A 7,655-nucleotide genomic window follows, 5' to 3' on the forward strand; every position below is an offset into this window, starting at 1 on the left:
AGCGGCCCAGGTTTTGCAGAGCGCTATCCAGCAGCTAAACGGGCCAGACCGCGCTGTAGATCTCATCGAACAGGTGCTGAAACTCCGTTCGACTCAGCCCCTGGCCTGATCCGCCTCATTCATCCCGGAAGAACAGGACGAGACCTCAGCGTCGTCGATAGCACTCATCGATAACATCCTCTTGCACGCGCGGATGCCAATGTATTGGCAAAAAGCCAGCCATCTGGCACCTCTGCTATGAGTCATGCCCTCTGGTCGATTCTGCCAAACTAATTTGTCGCATTTGACATTCGCTTTCTAGCGCGGTCCGACTCTGTCGCATTGTTTGGCACCTCATTTGCTTATAGCGATAGCGAGTTCGGAAACTGCAAGGCCGAATTCAAGCAGAGCAAGTCGCGCGTTGGCCTCGTTAGCCTGCCAATGTCCCTATTCCAAACCGTGGAGCAACATGCCGGAGAAAAGTCTGAAGTGTATCCGGGTAGTCCGGTTGCTGAGTCCAAGTAAATTCTCTTTCGATCAAATTGGAGCCCTTTCATTGCACCGTATCGCAGCGTGCTCATGGATTTTGATAGTGGCACTCTCCGTGCCTCTTTCAGCGCAACAAACAGGAACATATGGGCAAATGGGTCAGGCTGTACAGTTGCCTGCGTCAGGCCGCACTATGCAGACCCCTGGTACCGTGAACTCGCAGCAAACGACCTCGGGAGTAAGCAACAGCGTCCTTCAGCCTTCTATTACGGTGACGGGCAACTACCAGGGAAGCGTACCCGGAACTCCTATCCCGGCTGGACCCTTGAGGCTTTCGCTTCCCGATGCCGTAAAGCGAGGATTGCAAACTAACCTCGGGATCGTTACGTCGGGCGTCTCATCTTCAATCGTCCGCGCCCAGCGTGCGCAGGCTTTGAGCCAATTGTTTCCGCAAATCACAGCCAGCATAGGCGCGACCGAAACTCAGATCAATCTCGCAGCATATGGTCTGAATACGCTTGGTGCATCACTGGGAGTAAATTTCCCTTCGATTGTTGGTCCGTTCCAATATGTCCAGGCTCAAGGCAACCTTAATTGGAATGCGCTGAGTGTGACGAACGTCCGGAATTACCAAGTGGCCAACACGGTCGACCATGCCTCGCGACTAAGCGAGAGGGATACGCGAGAGCTGGTGGTGTTGGCCGTTGGAGGAACTTATCTCCAGATTCTTTCGGCCTCCGCGAGGATTGATGCGCAACGTGTGCAGGTCAAATATGCCCAGGCGACGTATGACCGGGCAAATACTCAACTGAGTGCTGGAACCAACACTCGTGTCGACATGACCAGAAGTCTCGTGCAACTGCAGTCCGAGCAGGAGAGGCTGCTTGCGCTCGAAGGTGATTACCAGCAACAGAAGATTGCTTTCGCACGCCTGATCGGGCTCCCTCAAGACGCAGAGCTAATTTTCACCGAGCAATTAGGTTCTACCGACCTTCAGCCCGTCGAAGAGGCAGATGCACTGCATGCAGCGCTCCTGCACCGATGGGATCTCCAGTCTGCTGAGGCCCAAATGCACGCGGCTGAACAAACTGTCTCCGCCGCTCGCAGTGAGAGGCTTCCTTCGCTATCGTTCAACGGTTACTACGGCGCCATGGGCCCCAGACCTACGGATTCCCATGGCGTCTTCGTTGCTTCGGGAACGCTGAGTGTCCCTGTTTTCGACGGCGGAAAGATCAGTGCGGACGTTCAACAGGCTCGCGCGACGTTGCGTCAACGGCAGGCCGAGTATGAAGACCAGAAGGCCAAAGTGGAGCAGGACGTGCGTAATGCTCTCATCCAACTCCGTACTGCGTTGGGTCAGGTCAAGCTCGCAGAATCTAATAGGCAATATGCGCGCGAAACCTTGACCCAGGTGAACGATCGTTTCGATGCCGGCGTAACCAACACGGTGGAGGTGGTCCAGGCGCAGCAGCAGGAAGCGGCCGCCGAAAACGACTACATCTCCGGGCTTTACGCGATGAATCTGGCACGGCTCACACTTGCCCGCGCTATCGGTGATGCGGAGACAGAACTCTCGTCCTTGTTCCCCGGCGATAAACATTGATGTTTTGGAAGACATTCAGACAAACAGGGCTTATTTATGAACGCAGAACAGCAGACATCTGAGCTGGTGGATCAAGGCTCGGCAGAAGAAAGGCAGACCCCACGAATGAACTCCGTTCAGGATGAGAAATCGGCTCAGCCGCCGCAAGAAAAAGGCAAGCGTAAAGGTATGCTGATGATCTTCGCGGCCATACTTGTTATCGCTGCAATCGGCGGCTTGCTTTACTGGCTTCACGCGCGACACTACGAAGACACAGACGACGCGCAGATCGACGGGAATCTCAGTCCGATTGGGACCCGCATTGACGGAACTGTCGTTAAAGTTTATGTACAGAACAATCAGATGGTGAAGGTCGGCGATCCTCTGGTTGATTTGGATCCGCGCGACAATCAGGTAAAAGCCGATCAGGTGCAGGCACAACTGGCACAGGCTCGAAGCCAACTTGCCGGCGAGAGGCCCAACATACCGATTACCGAGGTCGAGAATTCCACCAATATTCTGAGTGCAAAGGCCGATGTCGCGAGCGCAGAAGCGGCGGTTGCGGCCGCGGAGCGAGACCGGGATCAGGCCGAGGCTCAGGTCCTGCAGCAAGAAGCCGCGAACGCAAGAGCGCAAAGCGATCTACAGCGTTACACGATCCTGGCTGAGAAGCAGGAAATCTCAAAGAGCGATTTCGATCAGTACAGTTCAAATGCCAAGCAACAAGCAGCCAATCTTCAGGCGGTACAGGCGGCGGTGCTCGCCGCTGCGCGAACAGTTGATCAGCGCAAGGCTCAGTTGGATCAGGTACGGAGCAAACTCGTGCTAAATGAGAAGAATGCCGCGCCGCAATTATCGATTCGTCATGCTTCAGTCGAGCAACAAATGGCAAACCTCCAGACTGCTGAATCGCTGCTTGAACAAGCACAGTTAAACCTCGGCTATACCAAAATTGTGGCGCCGGTCGCTGGAATTGTAATGAAGCGTTTTGCCCAGGTCGGCTCTCGTGTCAATGACGGGCAGCAGTTGCTTACGATCTCCGAGGTGGGCGATCTCTGGGTAACGGCCAATTTTAAGGAAACGCAGCTTCTTCACATGCTTCCCGGCCAGCACGCGACCATTCACGTCGATTCACTGGACCGCGATTTCAGCGGATCGGTAGATACGATTGGCGGAGCCACAGGATCGATCGCCAGTACTCTACCTGCGGAAAATGCGACCGGCAACTACGTCAAGGTCGTCCAACGAATCCCGGTAAGAATCAAACTAGATCCCAATCAGGAAGGGCTCGACCGACTGCGTCCCGGCATGTCAGCTGACCCTGAGGTCCACGTCGAGTAGACGAAATGATTGCTTCCGCACAGAAGCAAGTTAGATGCGAAGGAAGGTAATGGCTTCAGCAGACACTCAAGAATATAGCGACTGGAAGCCGCGGTATAACCCGTGGTTGATTGCGGTTGTTGTTGCAATGGCAGCTTTCATGGAGGTGCTCGACACCAGCATTGCCAATGTGGCGTTGCCGCACATGGCCGGCAATCTAGGCGCAAGCCAGGACCAGAGCACCTGGGTTCTCACGTCGTACCTCGTATCGAACGCCATTGTTTTGCCTATTACTGGGTGGCTCACCTCCGTCATAGGGCGTAAGCGCTTTTTTCTTATCTGCATCGTGATATTCACGGTTTCTTCTTTGCTTTGTGGAGTAGCTCCAAATCTGCCATTTCTTCTGCTCGCCCGAGTGATTCAAGGGGCCGGCGGTGGCGGGTTGCAGCCTATGGCTCAGTCAATTCTGGCCGACATCTTTCCTCCGGAAAAACGCTCCTTGGCGTTTTCCCTCTATGCAGTCACAGCGGTATGTGCCCCAGCGCTCGGACCCACCCTGGGAGGATGGCTCACTGACAATTACTCTTGGCGCTGGATCTTTTTCATCAATCTGCCGGTGGGTTTGCTCACGATGTTCCTGGTCCGTTACCTGGTCGACGACCCACCATTCCTTAAGCGAAGAACTCTCCGCGAGAGCAAGCTCGACTATATTGGCCTGTCAGCTCTTGCCCTGGGGATCGCAGCGCTACAGATCGCTCTCGACAAGGGGCAGGAGGACGACTGGTTCAGTTCGCATTTCATCACCACACTCATTGTCGTCGCAGTCGTTTGTCTCACGTTCCTGGTGATCTGGGAGTGGTACGAGAAGAATCCTATTGTTGACGTGCGCCTGTTCAAGTACTTCAACTTTTCCGCCGCAAACGTCATGATGTTCCTGGTCGGGGCCGTCTCTTTCTCGTCCACCGTTCTTATGCCACAGTTTTTACAAAGCCTTATGGGGTATACGGCACAAAAGGCTGGGATGGTGCTATCCGGGGCGGCATTGATCCTGCTCATTGAATTGCCGGTCGTGGGACTTCTAAGCTCTAAAATTCAAGGCCGCTATCTGATGGCTGGAGGCTGGGGCGCGTTATCCATCGCGATGTATATCTCCACCAGGCAGATGGACCTGCTGATGAGTTTCAATTCAGCCGCAATCTTACGAGTCATTCAATACATCCCTATCGGCTTTATCTTCATTCCAGCAACGACGGTCGCTTACGTCGGGATTCCTCGAGACAAGAGCAATTCGGTGTCGGGTTTGGTCAACTTCGTGCGCAACCTGGGAAGCAGCTTTGGAACATCAGCGGTAACTACCATCTTGGCGCAGCGATCGCAATTCCATCAGGTCCGATTGACTGAACACACGACAACAGGGGACATCAACTTTCAGAACATGCTATCCGGAACTGCTCAAAAAGCTCAGTCCATGGCTGGAATGGGACATGCGGATGCGAGCCAAATGGGGCTGGCGCAGATCTATCAGACAGTCCAGAGCCAGGCATCCGCACTGTCCTATCTGGACGTCTTTCACATCTTGATGGTGATCGGCGGCGTCATGTTCTTCCTGTCATTTCTATTGCGAGGCAACAAGCCAAAGAAGGAGGCTATGTCAGCGCACTAGCCACGAATTATCTCAACGGTGAGTGATCGGACGATCAAGGACGGCTACATTTCTGATGCTTAAGGTGCGGCGTTGGCGAAGAGGATCGGCGAGAGTAGGGGTTTCCGTCTCGCGAAACTAGGCAGATCGATATAAGAACAAAACATCGGTGTGGCATCTGGCATGGGCGAGTCGAATCATCCCGACACGCCACAGAACCACAAGAGCAAGGTCGAGGAAAATGCCGAGAAAGTATGCTCTGGAGCATCGAGTGAGGAAAAAGGTCGTGATCATTGGCGGCGGATTCGCCGGATTGAGCGCTGCGAAAGCACTCTCCCGTCAACCAGTAGACGTGATTCTGATCGATCGCAGGAATCATCACACTTTCCAGCCTCTTTTGTATCAGGTAGCGCTTGGTGTTCTGTCGGCCGGCGACATCGCGCAGCCTCTACGGACCGCCCTTCGGGGGACCAGAAACATTCAGATACTCCTTGACGAAGTGACACAGATCGATCCTGATCTCAGAACAATTGTCATCGGTAGCGGTTCTTTCGTTCAATACGATTACCTCGTTGTCGCTTCCGGGGCCACACACTCTTACTTCGGAAATCAGTCCTGGGAGCGCGATGCCCCTGGCCTGAAGAGCATCGACGACGCCATAGAGATACGGCGGCGCATTATGCTCGCCTTTGAACACGCGGAACGAGATTCCTGGGACAATGGCAAAACTGAGCCTGTCAACTTCACCATCATTGGCGGAGGACCGACAGGCGTCGAACTTGCCGGGGCCATTCGAGATATCTCTACGTTCATTTTGAAACGCGAGTACCGGTCTATTGATCCCACCGCGTGCAAAGTCTTGTTGCTGGAGGGATCGCCCCGAATCCTTGCCCACTATCCCGAAGAACTTTCGAGGAAAGCCGAGGACCAGTTACGGAAATTAGGGGTAGAGGTTCACACTCAAACCAGAGTCACACATGTGGATAGCGAATCCGTTTGGATCGGTGACGTTAGACTTCCGTCGACAGTGACGATATGGGCGGCTGGGGTTCAAGCGTCCCCGCTGGGAAAGTGCTTTCCACGCAGCAATGATCGAAGCGGAGCTATCGTGGTCAACGACTTTCTAAATCCAAACGGGTATGCAGACGTCTTCGTTTGTGGCGATCTTGCTCACTTCGAGCAGGATGGGGAGAGGGTTGCTGGTGTTGCGCAGCCCGCTATACAGATGGGGGAGCATGTGGCGAGGATGATCGGCGCTGATGCTTTTGGGAAACCCCGCACAGCCTTTCGCTATTTTGACAAAGGCGACATGGCAACGATTGGTCGTCACATGGCGGTTGCCGACGTCCGATGGCCGTTTCACGCGCGATTCAGTGGCTATCCGGCGTGGCTTGCATGGCTCTTGATTCATTTATTCTTCCTGGCCGGCTATAGAAGCAGGGCGTCAGTTTTCTTGTCTTGGGGGCTCACATTTCTGTCACGATTGCAAGCTGCTGGTCTCATCACAGAGAAACCAACAGGCTCAAGTGTTGATCGCCACTGAAAAGGCGAGGGTACGTAACTGTGATTTGAAAGGAGAGCACAACACATTGGATATCTTCGGAGTAGTCGCCACATTGGACGTTTCAGCACATTCGGAGAGCGATGGCTCCCCAGCGCCATACGACATGCACGGTGCAACGCAGTGGAGGCATAGGAGATTCGCGTGAATCGGTTCGTCGTGATCTCTGGCTGCTCGGGTGGCGGTAAATCTACGTTGCTCGCCGAGCTTGGGCGGCGTGGACACACCATAATAGAGGAACCTGGCCGGCGGATCGTGGTTGAGGAGATGAACAACGGAGGTTCGGCACTCCCTTGGGTGGATATGGCCGCTTTCGCACATCGAGCCATTGCGACAGCTCTGGCTGACCGATCCTCAACTCCAGCTTCCGGCGGCTGGATTTTCTTCGACAGAAGCTTGATCGATGCCGCTGTTGCTCTTCAGCGCCTGACCCGCAAGCCAGTGCTTGAGGAGTTTGGTCATACTCACCGTTACCATCGCTGCGTGTTTCTGGCGCCACCTTGGCCCGAGATTTACATGATAGATCGAGAGCGGCGTCACGACCCCGTGGTCGCTGTTGCCGAGTATTATCGGCTTTTCAAAGCCTATCCGTCGCTGGGCTACGAAGTTTTTATCCTGCCGAGGGTCGGGGTAGTGGAGCGTGCCGACTTCGTGCTCAGGACTCTTGAGGAGGAGCCGCCTCTCTCTCTTTAAGGACATGATCTCCATTCTCCCTCCTTCCAAAGGTGAGGCACAGCGGCACTACATCGAGGCCACGATTGTTTGAGCGTCTGCGCGGGCTTGGCCCAGGCGGGTGAGCATCGAATCCATTCTGTACCGCTACACCGATCTGAAGGGTGGAATCTAAAGCATCTCTCCCGAAGATACAAAGTTCGGACGCCCCACCCTCGCCGCGTATTCGTTTTAGCGGCCAGGCAGGGATCGCTCCACAGCAAGAGGAGAACTGCTCTTTTCCTTCGTCCCTTTTCCCTTTCTTTCCCCATTACCAAAGTCCACCACCCTTTCGTAACCCCACCTCCTTCAGAAACTTTGCATGCAATTAACCCCATTTATGTTTTACTCAGAATTAGCAGAAGAAAGAG

The 7,655-nt window shown here is 54.3% G+C and carries 5 protein-coding genes; all 5 read left to right on the plus strand.

Going from position 1 to position 7,655, the window contains the following annotated elements; all coding sequences use genetic code 11:
• Positions 1-622 precede the first annotated feature (622 nt).
• The 5 genes from ABSG47_RS19395 to ABSG47_RS19415 all read left to right on the plus strand — a co-directional run bounded on the left by ABSG47_RS19395 (position 623) and on the right by ABSG47_RS19415 (position 7,266).
• Entirely contained in the window at positions 623-2,071 is a 1,449-nt protein-coding gene (locus tag ABSG47_RS19395; RefSeq protein ID WP_424171712.1) for a TolC family protein, read from the plus strand.
• 36 nt (positions 2,072-2,107) lie between these two features.
• Complete coding sequence (locus ABSG47_RS19400; protein ID WP_424171715.1) at positions 2,108-3,391, plus strand: HlyD family secretion protein; 1,284 nt, start codon at positions 2,108-2,110, stop codon at positions 3,389-3,391.
• 49 nt (positions 3,392-3,440) lie between these two features.
• Positions 3,441-5,033 (plus strand): DHA2 family efflux MFS transporter permease subunit, encoded by a 1,593-nt coding sequence (locus ABSG47_RS19405; RefSeq protein ID WP_424171718.1) that lies wholly within the window; start codon positions 3,441-3,443, stop codon positions 5,031-5,033.
• 265 nt (positions 5,034-5,298) lie between these two features.
• The gene (locus ABSG47_RS19410; RefSeq protein ID WP_424171721.1) at positions 5,299-6,555 is read left to right on the plus strand and encodes an NAD(P)/FAD-dependent oxidoreductase; all 1,257 of its coding nucleotides are present in this window, start codon (positions 5,299-5,301) and stop codon (positions 6,553-6,555) included.
• 162 nt (positions 6,556-6,717) lie between these two features.
• Positions 6,718-7,266 (plus strand): AAA family ATPase, encoded by a 549-nt coding sequence (locus ABSG47_RS19415; protein ID WP_424171724.1) that lies wholly within the window; start codon positions 6,718-6,720, stop codon positions 7,264-7,266.
• Positions 7,267-7,655 lie beyond the last annotated feature (389 nt).

The organism is Occallatibacter sp. (genome assembly GCF_049510455.1).
Classification (GTDB): Bacteria; Acidobacteriota; Terriglobia; order Terriglobales; family Acidobacteriaceae; genus Telmatobacter.